16 protein-coding genes and 1 pseudogene are annotated in these 16,326 nt (G+C 69.2%); 7 read left to right on the top strand and 10 right to left on the bottom strand.

The annotated features are described in order from the left end of the window. Nucleotides 1-9 precede the first annotated feature (9 nt). Genes V5F67_RS06215 through V5F67_RS06205 form a run of 3 tightly spaced genes read right to left on the bottom strand, consistent with a single transcriptional unit; the run spans nt 10 to nt 1,797 of the window. A complete protein-coding gene (locus V5F67_RS06215) occupies nt 10-462 on the bottom strand; it encodes a proton-translocating transhydrogenase family protein (RefSeq protein WP_394020080.1) in 453 nt (150 codons plus the stop codon). Then, nucleotides 462-1,610, bottom strand: a complete 1,149-nt coding sequence (locus V5F67_RS06210) for a Re/Si-specific NAD(P)(+) transhydrogenase subunit alpha (RefSeq protein ID WP_394020082.1) — start codon at nt 1,608-1,610, stop codon at nt 462-464. Before V5F67_RS06210 ends, V5F67_RS06215 begins: the two co-directional genes overlap by 1 nt. Before the next feature lie 34 nt (nt 1,611-1,644). Continuing rightward, a complete protein-coding gene (locus V5F67_RS06205) occupies nt 1,645-1,797 on the bottom strand; it encodes an aa3-type cytochrome c oxidase subunit IV (RefSeq protein ID WP_394020084.1) in 153 nt (50 codons plus the stop codon). Nucleotides 1,798-2,118: 321 nt separating this feature from the next. Here V5F67_RS06205 and V5F67_RS06200 point away from each other — a divergent pair, with 321 nt between their 5' ends. Then, complete coding sequence (locus tag V5F67_RS06200) at nt 2,119-3,318, top strand: PA0069 family radical SAM protein (protein ID WP_394020086.1); 1,200 nt, start codon at nt 2,119-2,121, stop codon at nt 3,316-3,318. A gap of 299 nt (nt 3,319-3,617) precedes the next feature. On the opposite strand, the gene V5F67_RS06195 is transcribed toward V5F67_RS06200, so the two are convergent. Then, nucleotides 3,618-4,280, bottom strand: coding sequence for a TetR/AcrR family transcriptional regulator (locus tag V5F67_RS06195; protein WP_394020088.1), 663 nt, complete (start codon nt 4,278-4,280; stop codon nt 3,618-3,620). Between the two features lie 934 nt (nt 4,281-5,214). Here V5F67_RS06195 and V5F67_RS06190 point away from each other — a divergent pair. From V5F67_RS06190 to V5F67_RS06180, 3 genes are all read left to right on the top strand, one after another. Next, on the top strand, nt 5,215-6,147 hold the full coding sequence (locus tag V5F67_RS06190; protein ID WP_394020090.1) for a lipid kinase: 933 nt from the start codon (nt 5,215-5,217) through the stop codon (nt 6,145-6,147). A gap of 9 nt (nt 6,148-6,156) precedes the next feature. Continuing rightward, complete coding sequence (locus V5F67_RS06185; protein ID WP_394020092.1) at nt 6,157-6,897, top strand: TerC family protein; 741 nt, start codon at nt 6,157-6,159, stop codon at nt 6,895-6,897. Nucleotides 6,898-7,044: 147 nt separating this feature from the next. Then, nucleotides 7,045-7,410, top strand: coding sequence for a hypothetical protein (locus V5F67_RS06180; RefSeq protein ID WP_394020094.1), 366 nt, complete (start codon nt 7,045-7,047; stop codon nt 7,408-7,410). A gap of 29 nt (nt 7,411-7,439) precedes the next feature. Here the strand turns inward: V5F67_RS06180 and V5F67_RS06175 are convergent, their stop codons facing one another. From V5F67_RS06175 to V5F67_RS06160, 4 genes and pseudogenes are all read right to left on the bottom strand, one after another. Further along, nucleotides 7,440-8,741, bottom strand: coding sequence for an NAD(P)/FAD-dependent oxidoreductase (locus V5F67_RS06175; RefSeq protein ID WP_394020096.1), 1,302 nt, complete (start codon nt 8,739-8,741; stop codon nt 7,440-7,442). A gap of 95 nt (nt 8,742-8,836) precedes the next feature. Next, complete coding sequence (locus tag V5F67_RS06170) at nt 8,837-10,240, bottom strand: glutamine synthetase family protein (RefSeq protein ID WP_394020098.1); 1,404 nt, start codon at nt 10,238-10,240, stop codon at nt 8,837-8,839. 204 nt (nt 10,241-10,444) lie between these two features. Beyond that, nucleotides 10,445-11,202 (bottom strand): annotated as a pseudogene (locus V5F67_RS06165) (IS5 family transposase). Between the two features lie 198 nt (nt 11,203-11,400). After that, nucleotides 11,401-12,264 carry a DUF3108 domain-containing protein gene (locus V5F67_RS06160; protein WP_394021947.1) on the bottom strand — a complete coding sequence of 288 codons (864 nt, stop codon included), beginning with the start codon at nt 12,262-12,264 and terminating at the stop codon, nt 11,401-11,403. A gap of 350 nt (nt 12,265-12,614) precedes the next feature. On the opposite strand from V5F67_RS06160, the gene infC reads away from it, so the two are divergent. Beyond that, a complete protein-coding gene (gene infC / locus V5F67_RS06155) occupies nt 12,615-13,139 on the top strand; it encodes a translation initiation factor IF-3 (RefSeq protein ID WP_394021948.1) in 525 nt (174 codons plus the stop codon). Between the two features lie 374 nt (nt 13,140-13,513). Here the strand turns inward: infC and V5F67_RS06150 are convergent, their stop codons facing one another. Then, nucleotides 13,514-14,164: a BA14K family protein gene (locus V5F67_RS06150; RefSeq protein ID WP_394021949.1), complete on the bottom strand. Its 651-nt coding sequence runs from the start codon at nt 14,162-14,164 to the stop codon at nt 13,514-13,516. Between the two features lie 489 nt (nt 14,165-14,653). Between V5F67_RS06150 and V5F67_RS06145 the strand changes: the two genes are divergently transcribed. Beyond that, complete coding sequence (locus tag V5F67_RS06145) at nt 14,654-14,911, top strand: BA14K family protein (protein WP_394021950.1); 258 nt, start codon at nt 14,654-14,656, stop codon at nt 14,909-14,911. Nucleotides 14,912-14,991: 80 nt separating this feature from the next. On the opposite strand, the gene aqpZ is transcribed toward V5F67_RS06145, so the two are convergent. Beyond that, on the bottom strand, nt 14,992-15,678 hold the full coding sequence (gene aqpZ, locus V5F67_RS06140) for an aquaporin Z (protein ID WP_394021951.1): 687 nt from the start codon (nt 15,676-15,678) through the stop codon (nt 14,992-14,994). Nucleotides 15,679-15,992: 314 nt separating this feature from the next. Here aqpZ and V5F67_RS06135 point away from each other — a divergent pair, with 314 nt between their 5' ends. Continuing rightward, the gene (locus V5F67_RS06135) at nt 15,993-16,232 is read left to right on the top strand and encodes a hypothetical protein (protein WP_394021952.1); all 240 of its coding nucleotides are present in this window, start codon (nt 15,993-15,995) and stop codon (nt 16,230-16,232) included. Nucleotides 16,233-16,326: the final 94 nt, after the last annotated feature.

Raw genomic sequence — 16,326 nt, 5'->3', positions numbered from 1 at the left:
GCGCCGGCCTCACTTCTTCTTCGAGTACATGGCGAGCATGCGGCTGGTCACCATGAACCCGCCGAAGATGTTCACCGAGGCGAAGACGAGGGCGATGAAGCCGAAGATGCGCGCCCACCAGGCGTGGCCCGGATCGCCCACCGTCGACACGCCCACCGCGAGCAGCGCGCCCACCACGATCACCGAGGAGATGGCGTTGGTGACGCTCATGAGCGGGGTGTGCAGCGCCGGCGTCACCGACCACACCACGTAGTAGCCCACGAACACCGCGAGCACGAAGATGGAGAGGCGGAACACGAACGGATCGATGGCGCCGCCGGTGGCCGCATGGGCGAGCCCGCCGAGGGCGGCGGCGGCCTGGTCCGCATAGGCCTGGGCGGCTTCCGCCGCCTGGCGCGCCACCTCGGCGGCGATGCGCGCCTGTTCCGCGGCGTCCGCCGCGAGTTGTGGATTGGGGGTCATCAGGCCGCTCCCTCAGTCTTGGGTGCGAAATTCGGGTGCACGACGGCGCCGTCGCGGGTGAGCAACGTCGCCTTGACCAGCTCGTCGTCCCATTTGACGGCAAGGGCCTTGGCCTGCTTGTCCACCATGGTCTCGAGGAAGTTGAACAGGTTCTTGGCGTAGAGCGGCGAGGTGGAGGCCGCCGAACGGCCGGGGACGTTGAGGTGGCCGACGATCTTCACGCCGCCCACTTCCGCCACCTGGCCGGGGATCGCCCCTTCCACGTTGCCGCCGCGCTCGACCGCGAGGTCCACCAGCACCGAGCCCGGCTTCATGGAGGCGACCATGGCCGCGCTCACCAGCTTCGGCGCCGGCCGGCCCGGAATGAGGGCCGTGGTGATGACGATGTCCTGCTTCTTGATGTGGTCGGCGACGAGCGCGGCCTGCTTGGCCTGGTACTCCGCCGACATGGGCTTGGCGTAGCCGGCGGCGGTCTCCGCCTGCTTGAACTCCTCGTCCTCCACGGCGACGAACTTGGCGCCGAGCGAGGCCACCTGCTCCTTCGCCGCGGGGCGGACGTCGGTGGCGGTGACGATGGCGCCGAGGCGGCGCGCGGTGGCGATGGCCTGGAGGCCGGCGACGCCCGCGCCCATGACGAAGACCCGCGCGGCGGGCACGGTGCCGGCGGCGGTCATCATCTGCGGCAGCGCGCGGTTGAACTCGGCGGCGGCGTCGATCACGGCGCGGTAGCCGGCGATATTGGCCTGCGAGGACAGAACGTCCATCACCTGTGCGCGGGTGATGCGGGGCATCAGCTCCATGGCGAAGGCGGCGACCCCGGCATTGGCCATGGCGGTGAGCGCGGCGTCGTTGCCGTAGGGGTCCATGATGGCGAGCACGAGGGCGCCGCGCTTATAGGACGAAAGTTCGGCTTCCGTGGGACGGCGAACCTTCAGTACCACATCGGCACCGGCGACGGCGTCCGCGCCCGAGGGGGCGATGGTGGCGCCGACAGCCTCGTAATCGGCATCGAGGATGCCGGACTTGATGCCCGCGCCAGCCTCGACCGCCACCTGGGCGCCGAGCGCGACAAGGCGCTTGACCGTATCCGGGGTCGCAGCGACCCGCGGCTCGCCGAGATCCACCTCGGCGGGGACAGCGATTTTCATCGAAAATGTCTCCGGTGCTCCGGCCCGCTTGGGCTCAGAGGAGGAAGATCCACATCAGGACGAGAATGACGGCGAGGGTGATGGTGGCCCATTTGGTGAGCTCGGTGAACAGCGCATAGGTGCGCTCGTGCTCGACGTAGTCGTTGCCTTCGGCGGTGCCGTATTCGATCGTGCCGTGATCGGCCATCGTCTCCCCCTAGCTTATGGCTCGCATTGGCGTTTAGCGGAGAAGCGATTTTCTGGCAACTGGTCCGTGGCGTACAGTATACAGAATGTGCGTTGCAACATCAGGGTCCTGCGCCATTCTGGGACGCATGTTCTTGATTTGTTCGCATTCGTGCGCTAGCTTTTGAGCATGGATACGCCGCTCGACTCCCTCATTGCCGATCCGCCGCCGCAGGCCGCCGGGGCCGCGGAGGGAGCCGGTGTGCCCACAGGTCGCAGGCGCGCGCGCTCGGGCGGCGGCGCGAAGCCGGCGGCGCCGCGCAGGGCCCGGCCGGACGCGGTGATGACCGGCGCCGCGCCGCGGGGGGATCAGGCCAAGGCGCGGGGCAAGCGCATTCTCGGCCGGCTCGCCGAGGAGCACGCGGCACCGGCGCCCGGCGTGCCGCCGGCCCTGGATGGCGAGGCGGGAACGGCGGTGGAGGCGGAGCGCCGCCGCGGGCGCGGCGCCGTCTCCAACGCCGCCGGCCGCTTCGAACCCGCCGCCCGCATCCTGTTCGACGACGGCTGGGAGAGCCTGGAGGACCTGCCGCCTCTGCGCACCGAGGTGACGGAGGAGCGCGCGCGCACGGTCATCACCCGCAACCAGTCCCCCGACATCGCCTTCGACCGCTCCATCAATGCCTATCGCGGCTGCGAGCACGGCTGCGTCTACTGCTTCGCCCGGCCGACCCACGCGTTTCACGGCCTGTCGGCGGGGCTCGACTTCGAGACCCGGCTGTTCGTGAAGCCGGACGCGCCGGAGCTGCTGGCGCGCGAGCTGTCGCACCCGTCCTACCAGCCGCGCGTCATCGCCATGGGCACCAACACCGATCCCTACCAGCCGATCGAGCGGCGCTACCAGGTGACGCGCCGCATCCTGGAGGTCCTGGCCGACTTCGGCCACCCCGCCGGCATCGTCACCAAGTCGGCCCTGGTGGCGCGCGACATCGACATCCTCGCGCCCATGGCTGCGCGCGGGCTGGTGAAGGTGGCGGTCTCCATCACCACCCTCGATCCGCATCTCGCCCGGACCATGGAGCCGCGCGCGGCCAGCCCGCACGTGCGCCTCGCCACCATCCGCCGGCTTGCCGACGCGGGCATCCCCACCGCGGTGCTGACGGCCCCCCTCATTCCGGCGCTCAACGACATGGAGATCGAGCGCATCCTCGACGCCGCCAAGGCTGCCGGCGCAAGCGAGGCCGGCTACGTCACCCTGCGCCTGCCGCTGGAGATCGCCGACCTGTTCCGCGAATGGCTGGTGGCCCATTTTCCCGACAAGGCTCGGCACGTGCTGGCGCTGGTGCGGCAGATGAACGGCGGCAAGGATTACGATGCGACTTTCGGCAAGCGCCAGCGCGGCGCCGGCCCCTATGCCTGGACCATCGGCCGTCGCTTCGAGATCGCCGCGCGCCGGCTCGGACTGGACGGGCGGGGACTGAAGCTCACCACCGCCCACTTCCGCCGGCCCGCCGCCAAGGGCGAACAGCTCTCTTTGTTCGATTGAGGACGCACCGGCCGGCAGTCCAGGCCACGCGAGGCGCCTCGGGGTAGGCCTGCGCCAAAGGAAGGGAGGGGCCGGCAGTGCCTCCGCCGGAAGGCCGTCGCCGCAGCGGCCGCCCCTCCCTCCCTTTGACGCACGCGCGGCGGCAAGCCCGGCAAAGGGCGGGCGGCTCGCAGGAAGACGATGGAAGGTCATGGAAGGCTGCCGATGGGCGCCATGTCCGGCGATACCCTTCTGCGGAACCTTTCAGCGGCACCGCCGGGATGCTCCCGGTCGCGGTCCCGCACCGGATATCCCTGGGATCAGCGCGCCGGCGGCGCCGGCTCGGGCGAGGCGGGCGTTGCCAGATCGGGGGCCGCCTCGTTGCCGCCGCACGACGCCGCGGGCCCCTTCGCGCCATAGGCCGCCATGAAGACGCGCACCGCCCCGTTCACCACCTTCGCGGCATGGGCGGGGTCGGGCGGCTCGTTGGAGCCGATGAGGATGGGTGCGGTGACGCCATCCTTGCACAGACCGAGAAACTGGCTCGCGGCCTGCTCCACGTCCTCGATATCGAGCACGCCCTGCTCCACCTTGGCGGCCAGGAACTGGGACAGGCGCTGGATGCCGGCGCACGGGCCGGCCTCGAAGAAGCGCCGGCCGATCTCCGGGAACTTGCCGGCGATGGCGATCACCGTGCGCAGGGTGGCGATGTGCCCCGGCCGCACCATGGCGGCGATGAAGGAGTGGCCGAGCTCCGTCAGGGCGGTCTGCACGTCCGGCGCGGAGGCATCGAGCACGAAAAGGCGCTCTGCGGTCTCGGTGCATTCGCTGGCGACGAGCGCGGCGAAAAGATCTTCCTTGTTCTGGAAATAGACGTAGAGGGTGCCCTTCGAGACGCCGGCGGCGCGGGCGATGTCGCCCATGCTGGCTGCATCGAAGCCGCGCTCCAGAAACACCTCGCGGGCGCCGGCAAGGATCTGCATGCGCTTTTCCGGGTCCTGCCCGGCACCGTGAGTGCCCTCACGCGCTTCGGGGGGCCGCGTCAGAACCGCTCCGCTCTCGCTCGTCGTCACGCTCAAATGTCCTCGTACAGGTCTCAGCACGCTCTCGCGTCCATCCGCTGCCTCGCGCCATATTTCTGCGGGGTCCGGGAGATGAGAGGCAAGCACAGAACCGCTGCGCAATCCGCCCGGACACCATCTGACACCAAAGGGTGGCGCTCCCGCCACAGCTCGGAGCCAACATCGAACCGAACCGTACGGTTCCCTCTTGCTATGCCAGTTGCGATGCGCTAATTCAATCCCACCGACCGAACCGTTCGGTCAATGAGTGGATCCGCAACCCGCTCGCTGATCGGACCTGAGGGAGGAGAGCACCGCCCCCGCTCTCCTCCCTCTCTTCTTTCTTAGGCCGGTCCCCACCCATCGTCGCGACCGACCGGCCGAAAGGCGCCGCCGCCAGCCTCTTTCGGAAATGCTCCCGCAGCCGCATCGCCCGCTCTCACGCGCGGTCGGCCTCCGGCCAGAGAGTCCGGCACGATCGCCCAAGAAGCTTTTTCCATGCGTGGCAAGATCGCCCGCCCGGCGCGCGAAACGGCGCGCAATGGTCGGCGCAGTCAGCCCCGACGTGGAAAGCGGCGCCTGCAGAACGTGTCTGGAGCCTCAAGATACCTCTTGAATAGGCCCTGATGATACCTCCCACTAGCCAGCCGGCTCTGCCATCGAACACGTGCGGCATTCCGCCGCATGACAGATGCGCTTGCCCGGCCACTTCGCCTGCCTAACTGAGCGGGAGGAGATCCGGGCCCCTCTGGCGTCGGCCGAAAGGCCGCGCGATGTCGGATCGACGTCGTGTTCTCGATCGACAGCGAGGCCCTTTGTCAGTGTTCCGCAGGCCCTCTCGGGGCCACCCGAACCCATGAGCCGCTCTCCTCGGCATGCGCTCCTGCTGGTCAACCCTCGCGCCCGCATGGGCCGAGCGCCGCTCGCGCGCGAGCGTGCAGTGCTGGAGGCCGGCGGCATCCGGATCACCGCCGAGGCTTTGCCCGAGAAAGCCTCGCTGGCCGGCATCATCCGCCGCGAGGCGGCCGGTTTCGACCTCGTCGTGATCGGCGGCGGGGATGGAACGCTGAACGCCGTCGCCGGGGCGCTTGCGGAAACCGGCCTGCCGCTCGGCGTGCTGCCGCTCGGCACCGCCAACGACTTCGCCCGGACCCTCGGCATCCCGCAGGACACGGTCGCCGCCGCGCGGCTCATCGCCACCGGAGCCCCGCGCCCGGTCGACCTCGGCGACGTGAACGGCCACCCGTTCTTGAACGTCGCCAGCATCGGCCTCGGCGCCGATCTCGCGCGCGCCCTCACCCACGAGGCGAAGCAGCGCTACGGCGTGCTCGGCTATGCGGTCGTCGCGGCGCAGCTGCTCGCCCAGTCACGTCTCTTCACCGCCCGCATCACCCATGACGGCACCATCGAGAAGGTACGCACGCTCCAGGTCTCGGTGGGCAACGGGCGCTATTATGGTGGCGGCATGGCGGTCGCCGAGGATGCGAGCGCCGAGGACGGCCGGCTCGATTTCTACAGCCTGGAGGTGGGCCGTTGGTGGCACCTGCTGGGACTTCTGCCGGCACTCCGGCGCGGCACCCAGGGGCGCTGGCACGACGTGCGCGCCTTCCGCACCACCGCCGTTACCGTCGAGACGCGCCGGCCCCGCGTGGTGAACACCGACGGGGAGCTGGTGACGCACACGCCCGCCCGCTTCTCCATCCGCCCCGGCGCGCTACGCGTCTACGCCCCCGCGGCGCACGGAACGCCGACCAGGCCCATGCGCGACATCCTTTCCTCCAGCTTCTGAAGGCCCCCAATGGAATACCTCCTCGCACTCGCCCAGGACCCGGCCGCATGGGTGGCGCTCATCACCCTGGTCGTCATGGAGGTGGTGCTCGGCATCGACAACCTGATCTTCATCTCGATCCTGACCAACAAGCTGCCGCCCCAGCACCGCACCAAGGCGCGGCGCATCGGCATCGGCCTCGCGCTCATCATGCGCCTCGCCCTGCTCGGCACCATCGCCATCATCGTGCGCCTGACCGCGCCGGTCATCACCGTGCTCGGCCACAGCTTCTCCTGGCGCGACATGATCCTGATCGCCGGCGGCCTGTTCCTGGTGTGGAAGGCCACCAAGGAGATCCACCACAGCGTCGACCCGCACCCGAACGACGACCTGTTCGAGGCGCCGGCGCGGGGCTCCATCGGCTTCTCCGCGGCGATCGTGCAGATCCTGCTGCTCGACCTCGTGTTCTCGGTGGACAGCATCATCACCGCCGTGGGCATGACCGAGCACATCCCGATCATGGTGATCGCGGTGATCGCCGCGGTGACGGCGATGCTGCTCGCCGCCGACCCGCTGGCGAAGTTCATCGAGCGCAACCCGACCGTGGTCATGCTGGCCCTGGGCTTCCTGATCATGATCGGCATGACGCTGATCGCGGAGGGCTTCGGCGCCCACGTGCCCAAGGGCTACATCTACGCCGCCATGGCCTTCTCGGCCTTCGTGGAGGGCCTCAACATGATGGCGCGCCGGCGCGGGCGGCAGCCGCACTAGAGCACGCGCTGGCTCGGCGGTGACGGGCCGGGAACCACGGGACGGCGGGCGCGAGCACCCGCCTTTCCCTCTTGCGCGGCGGCCGGACGGCGCGATCTATAGGCGGTATCGCGCCGCCTCGGGCGCCGGCCTGTCTCCGGAGGAAACATGTCCCGTTCGTCCGCCTCTTTCGCCACCCGGACCGGTCTCGGCGCGGTCCTCGCTGGCATCGCCCTGCTCGCGGCGCCGGCGCCGGCTTTCGCGGCGAGCTGCCTGGAGCAGATCGTGACGGTGCAGCAGCAGCTGAAGGCCAAGGAGCCGCGCCCGAAGGCGCCGCCCAGCCAGGAGCAGTCGGTCGCCGCGCAGACCGATCGCCAGCCGACCCCGGGCTCGCTCGCCGCGGCCGGCGTCACCGAGCCCGATTCCGGCGCGCTCGGCGCGCTCAACGCGGCCATGAACCTGCAGGCGGCGGGCGACGATGCGGGCTGCCTGAAGGCGGTCGGCGAGGCGCGCAAGCTCGGCGGCCTCGACTGAGCCCGCGCCGGACCCGCGGGGCGGCCGGATCAGAGCCGGTCGCGCAGCGCGTAGTAGGTGAGGCCGGCCACCAGCAGCGGGTAGCGCATCATGGTCCCGCCCGGGAAGGGCGGCACCGGCAGCCGGGAGAGAATGTCGAAGCGCTCGGCCTGCCCGCGCACGGCCTCGGCCAGGATCTTGCCGAACAGCGGCGCGAGCATCACCCCCTGCCCGCTGTAGCCCGAGGCCACCAGCACCTTGTCCGAGAGCTTCCGCACGAACGGCAGCCGCGTCATGGTGATGCCCAGCACCCCGCCCCAGCCATAGTCGATGCCGATCTCCTTCAACTGCGGGAAGACCTTGAGCATATAAGGCCGCACGAAGCCGGGAATGTCCGCCCGGAGCGCCCGGCGATAGCTCTCGCCGCCGCCGAACAGCAGCCGCCCGTCGCGGCTCAGGCGGAAGTAGTTCACCACGAACCGGCTGTCGGCCACCGCCGCGTCATTGACGATGAGCTCGCGGCCCATCTCGTCGAGCGGCGCGGTGGCGACGATGTAGTTGCAGATCGGCATGACGTGGCCGTCCACCCGCCGGTCGAGCCCGTCCTGGAGGCCGTCGCCGCATTCGAGCAGGAAATCGGCCTCCACCACCTCGTTTTGGTCGGTCATGACCTTCACCCGCGGCCCGTCCTCGAACCCGGTGACGCGGGTGCATTCATGGATGCGCACGCCGGCCGACACCGCCGCATGGGCGAGGCCGAGGGCGAAGTTCAGCGGGTGCAGGTGGCCGCCCTTCTTGTCCAGGATGCCGCCATGATAGAGCGGCGAGCGGACCAGGTAGCTGATCTCGTCCCGGTCGAGCTCGCGCACCGCGTCATAGCCGTAGGCTTCCCGCAGATGGCGCGCATACGCATGGCTTTCGGCGACGTAATGGGGCTTGTGGTCGGCGAGGATCAGCCCGTCCTTCAGGTCGCAATTGATGGCGTGGCGCGCCACCAGCACCTTGAGCAGGCTTTTTGCCTCCTCGGCGAGGTCCCAGAGCTTGCGCGCATCGTCCTTGCCCACCTGCGCCTCGAGGAAGAGCTGGTCGCGCCGCTGGCCGGAATGGATCTGCCCGCCGTTGCGGCCCGAGGCGCCGGAACCGACGCGCGCCGCCTCCAGGAGCACCACGTCGAAGCCCGCCTCCGCCAGATGCAGCGCCGCCGAGAGCCCGGTATAGCCGCCGCCGACGACGCAGACATCGGCGCTGGTGGCGCCCTTCAGCGGCGGATGGGCGGGGTGGGAGATCGCCGTTGCCGCGTACCAGGACTTGGCGTGGCCGGACGGGCTCAGGGGGGCGGCGGTGCGGTGCATGGCGCTCCTTGTTCTTATGGCGCGGATGACAGCCGCGAACCGGCGCGCGGACGCCGGCCCTCCCTTCGGCCCTCCGCCCGCCGGCGGCACGCAATCTACACGTTAAGCAACAGATACTCGCGCTCCCACGGCGAGATCACGCGCATGAAGGTCTCGAACTCGGCCTGCTTGACCGCGGCGTAGTTGGCGACGAAGCGCCGGCCGAGCACGTCGGCCATCTCCTCGCATTCCTGGAACGCCGCCACCGCCTCCAGCAGGCCGCGCGGCAGCTCGAAGTCGAGGTCCTTGGCGTCCCGCTCCAGCGGATCGGTGGCGCGCAGGCCCTCCACCAAGCCGAGATAGCCGCAGGCGAGCGAGGCGGCGATCACGAGATAGGGGTTGGCGTCGGAGGACGGCACCCGGTTCTCGACCCGCCGCGCCTCCGGCGAGGAGGGCGGCACGCGCAGGCCGGCGGTGCGGTTGTCGTAGCCCCACTGCACGTTGATGGGCGCCATGGAGTCGCGGGTCAGGCGCCGGTAGGAGTTCACGTAGGGGGCGAGGATGCACATCACCGCCGGCAGGTATTTCTGGTGCCCGGCGATGAAGGAGAAGAATTCCGGCGTCGGGTCGCCGTCCTGGTCGGAGAAGATGTTCTGCCCGGTCGCCACGTCCACCACCGACTGGTGGATGTGCATGGCGCTGCCCGGCTCGTTGGCGATGGGCTTGGCCATGAAGGTGGCGTAGATCTTGTGCACCAGCGCGGCCTCGCGGATGGTGCGCTTGAACAGGAACACCTGGTCGGCGAGCGCCAGCGGCTCGCCGTGGCGCAGGTTGATCTCCATCTGCGCGGCGCCGTCCTCGTGGATCAGCGTGTCGATCTCCAGGCCCTGCGCCTCCGAATAGGCGTAGATGTCCTCGAACAGCGCGTCGAACTCGTTCACCGCCTGGATCGAATAGGACTGGCGACCGATCTCGGGCCGTCCCGAGCGGCCCACCGGGGGCTTCAGCGGATAGTCCGGGTCGGTGTTCGGCTCGACGAGATAGAACTCGATCTCCGGCGCCACCACCGGCTTCCAGCCGCGATTGGCGTAGAGCGAGAGCACGTGCTTCAGCACCTGGCGCGGCGCCACCTCCACCGGCCGGCCGTCGCGATGGAAGGCGTCATGGATCACCTGGGCGGTGGGATCCTGCGCCCAGGGCACCGCCGCGAGGGTGGAGAAGTCCGGCTCCAACACCAGGTCGCTGTCCGCGATCACCGAATCGACGAGGCCTTCATAGTCCGGATACTCGCCGGAAATGGTCTGGAAGAAGACCGACAGCGGCAGGTTCATCACCGGCGAGGAGAAGAACTTCGAGGCCGGCATGATCTTGCCGCGGGCGACCCCGGCGAGGTCCGGCACCTGGCACTCGATCTCCGTGATCCCGCGGGCGGCCATCCAGGCCTTGGCCTCGCTCAGCGACTTGACGCCCCGGTGGGACGAGACGGCTTCCTTCTCCGCAACCTTGGTCCTTTTGGCCATGATGTCCTCTGGCGTGAACCCTCACGCGGACTTCAGGGAACACCTGCGCCCCCACGGGTGTCAACGCAGCGCTTCGGTTCGGCGCGGGACAGCGGTCGGAAGAGCGGGCGAACAGGGACGGAACGAACAGGGACGGAACGAACAGGGGGCGAATCGGTCGCCCCGGATGTTCCGCCTTCACCCCCTACTAGAGCATATCGACATTCATCGCAGCCAGATCATGGCTGCGGCGATGTGGATGAAGCCGGTGAAGTGGATTGTCCTGCGGTCATATCTGGTCGCGAAGCGTCGGAAGTGCTTGAGGCGGTTGAAGCAGCGCTCGATCCGGTTGCGCCGCCTGTAAGCCATGACATCGTGGGCGATGAGCACCTTGCGGGTGCGGTTGGAAGGGATCACCGCCGTCGCGCCGATGCCGGTCACGATCTTGCGGAAGGCATTGCTGTCATAGGCCTTGTCGGCGAGCACGGCGCCACCGACCCGGCCCTCCACCAGGGCTGGAGCGGCGGTGACATCGCCTTTCTGGCCGGCCGTGACGATGAAGCGCAAGGGCCGCCCCAGCGCGTCGGCCAGCATGTGGATCTTGGTGGTCAATCCCCCTCGGGAACGCCCCAGCGCCTGATCCTTGGCCCCCCTTTTCCGCTCGCGGCCTGCTGGTGGGCGCGGACGATGGTTGAGTCGATCATCAGATAGCGGTTGTCGTGATCGGCTGTCAGAGCCTCGAACACGCGCTCCCAGACCCCGGCGTGGCACCAGCGGCTGAAGCGCTTGTGGATGCTCTTCCAGCGGCCATAGCGCTCGGGCAGGTCGCACCAGTGCGCGCCGGACCGTAGAACCCAAAGACACCCGTTGACGAACAAGCGGTTATCCGAGCCCGTCCGCCCGGGATCCGTCGCCTTGCCGGGCAACAGCGGCGCGATCTTCTCCCATTGAGCGTCGCTCAATTCATACCGTTTCGCGGCCATGCCGGGGCTCCGTGCGGAAAACACGGTTCCCTATGAATCAGCATTTCAGCGCGCTGGGAATCCTGAATGTCGATCCCGCCTAGGGCTTGTGGCCGAATCGGACCGCAGCCACAGGCGGGCCAACGGCATCCCGGCCCGGGCGGCCGATGGGAACGCATCCCCGGCCGGCATCGGAGGAAGCGCTCAGGATTTCCGTGATCAGGGCTTGGGCGCGCTCACGGACAAGGTGCCGTCCACGGCCTGCATCTCCATGGCCTCGGCCTCCAGCACCGCGGTGCCGATCATGGTGGCGACCGAGACCCGGAACGGCGCCATGAGGCGGGTGCCGGCGATGGGCACCAGCCAGGCATAGACGTCCTTGTTGTCCTGCATGTACTTGACCGTGTAGCGCGAGGGCCGGTGGCCAGCCACCGGCTTGTAGCGCGCGCCGCACACCACGGCGGGGCCGCTATAGCCCTCCACCTTCACCTGCTCGATGCGCTGGAAGGTGAGCGCGATGTCGTAGCGCTGGCGTCCGTCGAACACCGGGATGACCCGCTGGCAGGCGGCTGCCGAAAGCATGTCGGCGGTGCCGGCCATGTAGACGAACGCGCCGCTCACGGGATCGAGCACGCTCTTCAGCACCGCATCGGTGACGGGGACGCGGTCCGGGTAGAACTTCAGCTCCGGCTCCACGTCCATCTCCTTGACCGCGCCGGCGGCCATGACGATGCGCGCGCTCTCCTCCTTGCCGTCGGCCTCGGCATCCATGGCGTAGACGCGCGGCACCATGCGGCCGCCCGCCAGCGCCCCGCGGGCGGCGGCCCGGCCCTTGCCGTTGGCGACGGCGCGCATGAGCCCGGTGATGCGCGCCGTGCCGGAGATCTCGTAGGCCGAATCGCTTGCCTGCACGACGAAGGTGCCGCGGCCGAACTCGACCCCGGCGACGCTGAGCGAATATTTGGCCACCATGCGGCCGTCCGCCCGCGCGGCATCGACTCCCAGCGCCAGCGCCAGCGGCGCCAGCGCGAGCACGGTCGCCACGAGGCGCGCATGAGACAGAACAGAGGCAGCGTCGATCATTGGCGTTCCCGTAGGACCCTGCGCGCAAGCCGCCCGCTCCCGCCGCGCAATTCGCTCCGCGCGTCAGGAATTGCGCGGCGAAGGCGGCTGAACTGTGGCTGGCGTGACTATGCCGCGTGGGCGGCGCAAGCGTCCAGAGCGCCGCGCGCGCCCTCCCCAATCTGGTGCGCCGCACACCGGCGCCGACCCGCGCGATCCCCGAAGGTCATTGACTTTGGCCCGGTTTATCCCGATCTTGGGGACCTGCCCAAAGATCGGGTCCAAGAACCCCGCGGCCTGCGCCGCGCATCCTGGCCCAGTGCTTCGGGCAGAGTTCAATTGCCTGAGGAGCACACGCCATTCGCCGCCCCATGAGACCCGTCGCGCCGGAGAAGGATGGACCGCGCGTCAATGAGGAAATCCGCATCCGCGAAGTCCAGTTGATCGACCAGGACGGGCAGAACCGCGGAGTGTTGGCCATTCGCGACGCGCTGGCGCTCGCGCAGGAGGCCGGTCTCGACCTCGTGGAAATCTCGCCCAACTCCACCCCGCCGGTCTGCAAGATCCTCGATTTCGGCCGCTTCAAGTATCAGAATCAGAAGAAGGCCAGCGAGGCGCGTAAGAAGCAGAAGGTGGTCGAGGTCAAGGAGATCAAGCTGCGCCCCGGCATCGACACCCACGACTACGAGGTGAAGATGCGCTCGATGCAGCGGTTCTTCGAGGAGGGCGACAAGGTCAAGGTGACCCTGCGCTTCCGCGGCCGCGAGATGGCGCACCAGGACATCGGCTTCAAGCTGCTTCAGAAGCTGAAGGAAGACGTGGCCACCATCGCCAAGGTGGAAAGCGAGCCCATGCTCGAAGGCCGCCAGATGATCATGATCCTGGCGCCGCGCTGAGCGGCGTCACCTGCGGGCCCCGCCCGGGAGCGCCGTTCGGGTCCGCCTCTTGGGATCATCCCCGAGGAGCGTCCCTTGGGTCCGCAACCCGCGGATCGTCCGTCCGAGCCGTCACCGAACCGCAGATCGGCCCGCGCCTGCCCTGGGCCGCCGGCGAAGCCTCTCGCTTCGCCGGCCGAACGGCGCGGCGCGACACAGGCGGCTCAAAGCCGCGGACGCGAGCGATCCTGGCCTGAAGCACCGCGCGCTGCCGCCGGTGGCGCCACCGAAAGGCGCGCGGCGGGTCGCATTCTCGTCAGGACCTCAAGACCCTCCCCCGCCGCAAGTCCGACGCTCCACCTGGGAGCACCGGGCCCGCAGCGCGGCGTCAGGCGTCACGGGCAGGGATGCTGATATCCGTCATAGCCCGTGTAGGTGCCGGTGGCCGGGTTGTAGGAGCGGAAGCGCTGCATGCAGTAGGCCACCGCATCATCCGTCACGACCGCGCTGTTGGCGGCGGCTGCGGCGGCGCCCACTGCGACGGCGCTCGCCACGCCGAGCGCCACCCACGCGCCCGTATTGTTGTAGTAGCCCCAGCCCCAGCCGGGACGGTACCAGCCCCAGCCCGGACGCCAGGGACCCGGACCCCACGCGCCCGGAGGCGGGCGCCAGCCGGGACGGCCCCAGGCGACGCCGGCGGCACCCCACCCGGGACGGTAGCCGGGACGGACCACGCCCGGCCGATAGCCGGGACGGACCACGCCCGGCCGATAGCCCGGACGGACCGTGCCGGGGCGATAGCCGGGACGGAACGCCGCCGCCCGATAGGCGCCGCCGCGATAGGCCGGGCGCGCGCCCACGGCCCGCATGCCGCCGACACGGGCGCCACGATAGCCGCCGCGATAGGCCACCTCGGAAACCGGGGCGGCATGAGCTCCGAGCTTTCCTGCGCCGACGCCGAACGCCTGCGCTCCAGCGGGGACTGGACCCAATCCGCCGACGGCGATGCTCATCGCCACGGCCAGCATTTTTGCTTTGCGAAACATCCAAGCGTCTCCTGACCTTGATGGCCCAAGATCGCAGGCATTTGTGTCAAATTCCCTGCGCCCTTGTCGCCGATCCATGTCAAACAGGCGGCAACTTCTGTGCTGTCTCAATCCGATACTTTCGCGTCCCCGCTGCGAAAGACCGGAACCGCCTGTCACCATCACATGGCAGCAGGCCGCAGCCCGCGGAAGGGCGGGGGGCACCCGTTCACGGTGACGTGAGGTCAACGAACCTCTCGTCCCGTTGGCCGTTACCTCTTCTGGACAAGGCCCAGCAGGCCTTCGGCAAGGAGAGAGTTCATGAGAAAAAACAATGCGCTGGCACTCGTCCTGAGCGCCGCGATGGCGGCCACTCTCGCTGCCCCCGTCTCTGCCCAGCCGCTTCGTGCCGCGCCTGGCGGTCTATCCGCCGCTGCCGTCGGGCCGGATGAAGTCCAGTACAGGCCGAGGCCGCGGCCTGGGGTTCGGCCCGTGCCGCCGCGCCGCTGGGTGGGACCGCGGCCGGGCTATCACCCGCGCTGGGGGCGTCCCTACTGGCGAAATGGCGGCTGGTACTACAACAACAACGGCGCCTGGGTCGCGGCGGCGGCCGCAGGGCTGGCGCTCGGCGCCGCGGCGGCAGCGGCCGCCAACAGCAACAGCGGCTATGGCGACCCTGTCGCCTACTGCATGTCCCGCTTCAAATCCTACAACCCGCGAACCGGCACCTATACCGGCTATGACGGGCGGCAGCATCCCTGCCCCTGAGCGCGGGCGAAAGGGCGAAAGGCAAATGAGCTGAGAGCGAAGGGCGGGCGTCTCGCGCCCGCCCTTCGCCGTTCCGGCGCTCAGTCCGGGAAGTGGTGGCGGAACAGCAGGCCGGCGAGGAAGGCGCCCACCAGCGGCACGACGATGAACAGCCAAAGCTGCGCGATCGCCTGCCCGCCCGCGAACAACGCCGGGCCGATGGAGCGGGCCGGGTTCACCGACACGCCGGTCACGGGGATGAACACGATATGGATCATCACCAGCGACAGGCCGATGGCGAGGCCGGCGGCCTGGGTGATGCCCGCCTTCGAGGTGGAGCCGAGGATCACCACCAGGAACACGAAGGTCCCCACAAGTTCCGCGAGAATGGCGGCGCCGAGGCCATATCCGCCGAGATAGTTCGCGCCCCAGCCGTTCTGGCCGAGGCCGGCGGTGCCGACATCGAAGCCGGCGAGCTTGCCGGAGGCGATCACGTAGAGGATCGCCGCGCCGGCGATGCCGCCCAGCACCTGCGAAATCCAATAGAGCGGCACTTCCGACGTGGGCAGGCGGCCCGCCGCCCACACGCCGATGGTGACCGCAGGATTGATGTGGCAGCCGGACACATGGCCGATGCCGTAGGCCATGGAGGTGACGGCGAGACCGAAGGCGAAGGCGATGGCGAGCATGCCGATGGGCGCGCTGCCATATCCGGTCAGCACGGCCGACCCGCATCCGAACAGGACGAGCACGGCGGTTCCAATGAACTCAGCGACGTACTTCTTCATCTGACGTCCCCCTTTGCTACCCACCCTCGCGCTTAGGCTTGAGCGGCTGCAAGATCAAGGACGATCCGATCCTTTGCCGAAACCTTCGGTGGAGAAGAGGAGACGGAAGGCACGACAGCCGGCCCCCGGGGCCCATCCCGGGGGTACGGATGAACCGCTCATGAACACGGGCGGTCCCCGGCGTTCATGAAGGTGAAGGGCAGCTAAAGGCGCGGTTCAGATTGGGTTCCGTGAGCACCCGCTAGAACCCTCCGCATCCCGGCCGCATTGATCGGCCGCAAATTCCCAGGTGCTCCCATGTCGCAGGTGCTCTCATGTCGAAGTCGGTCGTGATCGGTGTCGCCGCGGCCATCGTGCTCGCGGCCTCTGCGGGCGGCGGCGGCATGGCCGTGGCGCTCCAGGCGGCTTCGGAGCCCGCGCCGCGCACGATGGCGGCGCAGAAGGCCAGCGCGCCCGGCACCAGTGCCGCCCCGGCCTGCGGCCTGCGGAAGATCTGGGTCGCCACCGCCTCCGGCCCGCGCCTGAAATGGCGCCGCCCGTGCACCGAACCCTGAGCAGCTTCCAGAATGGAACCAGACACATCGGGCGCATTTCCCCCCGCAACTTGCACTCCTGTGTCCGGCGCCATAGCCCGGCCCCGAAAGGGGC

It is taken from the genome of Xanthobacter pseudotagetidis (assembly GCF_043194795.2).
Taxonomy (GTDB): Bacteria; Pseudomonadota; Alphaproteobacteria; order Rhizobiales; family Xanthobacteraceae; genus Xanthobacter; species Xanthobacter tagetidis_A.
This window is presented reverse-complemented; position numbering and strand designations above follow the sequence as displayed.

Bases quoted from the DNA above. Each gene is read 5' to 3' on its own strand.
- V5F67_RS06210 (WP_394020082.1), bottom strand. From the start codon at position 1,610: ATGAAAATCGCTGTCCCCGCCGAGGTGGATCTCGGCGAGCCGCGGGTC.
- V5F67_RS06190 (WP_394020090.1), top strand. From the start codon at position 5,215: ATGAGCCGCTCTCCTCGGCATGCGCTCCTGCTGGTCAACCCTCGCGCC.
- V5F67_RS06170 (WP_394020098.1), bottom strand. From the start codon at position 10,240: ATGGCCAAAAGGACCAAGGTTGCGGAGAAGGAAGCCGTCTCGTCCCAC.
- V5F67_RS06200 (WP_394020086.1), top strand. From the start codon at position 2,119: ATGACCGGCGCCGCGCCGCGGGGGGATCAGGCCAAGGCGCGGGGCAAG.
- V5F67_RS06195 (WP_394020088.1), bottom strand. From the start codon at position 4,280: ATGCAGATCCTTGCCGGCGCCCGCGAGGTGTTTCTGGAGCGCGGCTTC.
- V5F67_RS06215 (WP_394020080.1), bottom strand. From the start codon at position 462: ATGACCCCCAATCCACAACTCGCGGCGGACGCCGCGGAACAGGCGCGC.
- V5F67_RS06150 (WP_394021949.1), bottom strand. From the start codon at position 14,164: ATGTTTCGCAAAGCAAAAATGCTGGCCGTGGCGATGAGCATCGCCGTC.
- V5F67_RS06185 (WP_394020092.1), top strand. From the start codon at position 6,157: ATGGAATACCTCCTCGCACTCGCCCAGGACCCGGCCGCATGGGTGGCG.
- infC (WP_394021948.1), top strand. From the start codon at position 12,615: ATGAGACCCGTCGCGCCGGAGAAGGATGGACCGCGCGTCAATGAGGAA.
- V5F67_RS06205 (WP_394020084.1), bottom strand. From the start codon at position 1,797: ATGGCCGATCACGGCACGATCGAATACGGCACCGCCGAAGGCAACGAC.
- V5F67_RS06175 (WP_394020096.1), bottom strand. From the start codon at position 8,741: ATGCACCGCACCGCCGCCCCCCTGAGCCCGTCCGGCCACGCCAAGTCC.
- aqpZ (WP_394021951.1), bottom strand. From the start codon at position 15,678: ATGAAGAAGTACGTCGCTGAGTTCATTGGAACCGCCGTGCTCGTCCTG.
- V5F67_RS06160 (WP_394021947.1), bottom strand. From the start codon at position 12,264: ATGATCGACGCTGCCTCTGTTCTGTCTCATGCGCGCCTCGTGGCGACC.
- V5F67_RS06135 (WP_394021952.1), top strand. From the start codon at position 15,993: ATGTCGAAGTCGGTCGTGATCGGTGTCGCCGCGGCCATCGTGCTCGCG.
- V5F67_RS06180 (WP_394020094.1), top strand. From the start codon at position 7,045: ATGTCCCGTTCGTCCGCCTCTTTCGCCACCCGGACCGGTCTCGGCGCG.